The sequence below is a fragment of the Streptomyces sp. 150FB genome (assembly GCF_000818195.1).
Lineage (GTDB): Bacteria > Actinomycetota > Actinomycetes > Streptomycetales > Streptomycetaceae > Streptomyces.
The window spans coordinates 5037116-5040571 of the sequence record NZ_JTHL01000001.1 but is presented as its reverse complement, the minus strand read 5'-3'; the positions used below and the strand labels follow the sequence as shown (position 1 = coordinate 5040571).

The 3456-nt window shown below is 70.5% G+C and carries 3 protein-coding genes; all 3 read left to right on the top strand.

The features are described from left to right. A partial coding sequence (gene mshD, locus QR77_RS21510; protein ID WP_040023691.1) for a mycothiol synthase occupies positions 1-547 on the top strand: 547 nt, incomplete at its 5' end. 283 nt (positions 548-830) lie between these two features. Beyond that, positions 831-3071, top strand: a complete 2241-nt coding sequence (locus tag QR77_RS21505; RefSeq protein ID WP_040023690.1) for an RNA degradosome polyphosphate kinase — start codon at positions 831-833, stop codon at positions 3069-3071. Beyond that, a partial coding sequence (locus QR77_RS21500; RefSeq protein WP_150130576.1) for a CHAD domain-containing protein occupies positions 3058-3456 on the top strand: 399 nt, incomplete at its 3' end. The genes QR77_RS21505 and QR77_RS21500, both read left to right, overlap by 14 nt.

The following is a 3456-nucleotide window of genomic DNA, read 5'->3' as shown; positions in this document are numbered from 1 at the left end:
GGCGGCCCGGCACCTCGCGCAGGTGATGGGCCTGACCCTCTTCCGCGAACTGCGCCAACTGCGCCGCCCGTTGGCCGCGCTGGACATCCCGGAGCCGGTCCTGCCCGCCGGGACCACCGTCCGTACGTTCGTACCCGGGCAGGACGACGCGGCCTGGCTCGCCGTCAACGCCGCCGCCTTCGCCCACCACCCCGAGCAGGGGGGTCTCACCCAGCGCGACCTGGACGACCGCAAGGCCGAGCCGTGGTTCGACCCGGCGGGTTTCTTCCTGGCCGAGCGCGACGGAGAGCTGATCGGTTTCCACTGGACGAAGGTGCACGCGGCCGAGCAGCTCGGCGAGGTGTACGTCGTCGGCATCCGGCCGGACGCGCAGGGCGGCGGCCTCGGCAAGGCACTCACGGCGATCGGGCTGCGCCACCTCGCCGCCCAGGGGCTCCCGACGGCCTCGCTCTACGTGGACGCGGACAACACGGCGGCCGTCGCGGTGTACGAGCGGCTCGGCTTCAGCACGTACGAGGTGGATCTGATGTACCGCACGGAGCACTGATCCCATAGCACCCAGCGTGATCGCGACCTCGCTCGCCACCCCCCTCGATCACCCCCCGCGCACCCCTCACGCATGCTGACAGGGCTCCCGGCCCGGCGATACGCCCCCTGGGAGCCCTGTCCCGCTTTCCCTCACGTCATGTCCGCGTTACCAGCCATTCAGATGCCCTTGCGACGCTCTCTGAATGCAGCCCGCTGTGCCCCCCACTCCGAACGGCAGGATCCACCTGACCCCTGCTCTCTCCGACGCGCCTGTAATGCCCTCAGCGCGGAAGAATAGGAACATGAGCCAGCAGCCCGCCGAGGTCCCGGTCCAGCATCCCCAGCCGTCCGTCGGATTCATAGCCGCCCACCGGCCCAGCACCGTCTCGGCCGCCGTCTCGGATCTGGAACCGGATCTGGACGCCGACCTGGACGGCTACGACACCGAGGGCGTGCCCGGCGGTGGGCCCGACGACGACCAGCTCCCCCAGGGGCGCTTCCTCGACCGCGAGCGAAGCTGGCTCGCCTTCAACGAACGTGTGCTCGAACTTGCCGAGGATCCGGCGACGCCGCTCCTCGAACGGGCTAATTTCCTCGCCATCTTCGCTTCCAACCTCGACGAGTTCTTCATGGTCAGGGTGGCAGGCCTCAAGCGGCGCATCGCGACCGGCGTCGCGACCCGCTCCGCCTCCGGCCTCCAGCCGCGCGAGGTCCTGGACCTGATCTGGACCCGCTCCCGCGAGCTCATGGCCCGGCACGCCGCCTGCTACCAGCAGGACATCGCCCCGGCCCTGGCCGACGAGGGCATCCACATCATCCGCTGGCCCGAGCTGACCGAGAAGGAGCAGGCGCGCCTCTTCACGCTCTTCCGCCAGCAGATCTTCCCCGTCCTCACCCCGCTCGCCGTGGACCCCGCGCACCCCTTCCCGTACATCTCCGGCCTCTCGCTCAACCTGGCCGTCGTCGTACGCAACCCGGTCAGCGGCCACCGCCACTTCGCACGTGTGAAGGTACCGCCACTGCTGTCGCGCTTCCTGGAGGCGTCGGCGCAGCGCTACGTACCCCTTGAGGACGTCATCGCGGCGCACCTGGAGGAGCTGTTCCCGGGGATGGAGGTGCTCGCGCACCACATGTTCCGGGTCACCCGCAACGAGGACCTGGAGGTGGAGGAGGACGACGCCGAGAACCTCCTCAAGGCGCTGGAGAAGGAGCTGATGCGGCGCCGCTTCGGGCCGCCGGTGCGCCTGGAGGTCGAGGAGTCGATCGACCCGTACGTCCTCGACCTGCTCGTACGCGAGCTGAAGGTCTCCGACGCCGAGGTCTACCCGCTGCCGGGGCCGCTCGATCTGACGGCGCTCTTCGGGATCTCGGCGCTGGACCGGCCCGAGCTGAAGTTCCCCCGGTTCATCGCGGGCACCCACCGCGACCTCGCCGAGGTGGAGTCCGCGTCGGCGCCGGACATCTTCGCGGCCCTGCGCGAGCGCGACGTCCTGCTGCACCACCCGTACGACTCGTTCTCGACCTCCGTCCAGGCCTTCCTGGAGCAGGCGGCGGCCGACCCCGACGTCCTCGCCATCAAGCAGACGCTCTACCGGACGTCCGGCGACTCGCCGATAGTGGACGCCCTGATCGACGCCGCCGAATCGGGCAAGCAGGTGCTGGTCCTCGTCGAGATCAAGGCACGCTTCGACGAGCAGGCCAACATCAAATGGGCCCGCAAGCTCGAAGAGGCCGGCTGCCACGTGGTCTACGGGCTCGTCGGGCTCAAGACGCACTGCAAGCTCTCCCTGGTCGTGCGCCAGGAGGGCGAGAACCTGCGCCGCTACAGCCACGTCGGCACCGGCAACTACCACCCGAAGACGGCCAGGCTCTACGAGGACCTCGGCCTGCTCACCGCCGACCCGCAGGTCGGGGCCGACCTGTCCGACCTGTTCAACCGGCTCTCCGGCTACTCGCGCCGCGAGACCTACCGCAGGCTGCTGGTCGCGCCGAAGTCCCTGCGCGACGGGCTCATCACCCGTATCAACAAGGAAACGGCACACCACCGCTCCGGCCGGCCCGCCTACGTCCGTATCAAGGTCAACTCGATGGTCGACGAAGCCGTCATCGACGCCTGCTACCGGGCCGCGCAGGCCGGAGTGCCCGTCGACATCTGGGTACGCGGCATCTGCGCGCTGCGCCCCGGCGTCGCCGGGCTCTCCGAGAACATCCGGGTCCGCTCGATCCTCGGGCGGTTCCTGGAACACTCCCGGGTCTTCGCGTTCGGGAACGGCGGCGAGCCCGAGGTCTGGCTCGGCAGCGCCGACATGATGCACCGCAACCTCGACCGCCGCATCGAGGCCCTGGTCCGGGTCACCGACCCGGCCCACCGCGCGGCGATCTCCCGGCTCCTGGAGACCGGGATGTCCGACAGCACCTCTTCCTGGCACCTCGGCGCTGACGGCAACTGGACCCGGCATGCCACGGACCCGGAGGGCCAGCCGCTGCGGCACCTACAGGAAATGCTCATAGACGCCCGGAGGCGCCGGCGTGCAGCACCATGAAGTGGACACCGAACGGCTGAGCGCGGGTGAGGTCCTGGCCGGGTATCTGCACACCCGGGCGGGCGATTTCCTGCGCAGCCTGCGGCTGTACAGCGAGAGCGGCTCGGACACGGTCGCCGCCGAACAGGCCGCCCGTGCCCTGCGCGGCTCGGCGCGAAGAATCGGCGGCAGCCTGCACACCTACCGCGCGCTGCTCGACCCGGGGTGGGCCGACCAGTTGCGTACGGAGCTGGGCTGGCTGTCCGGCACGCTCGCCCAGGAGCACGCCTGTACGGCGCGGTTGCACCGGCTTGTGACGGCGCTGGCGCGACTGTCGGGGCTGGCGCCGGTGGCGCCGGTGGCGCTGTCCGTGGCGGCGCCGGTGGCCGTGCCGGTGGCGCGCGGG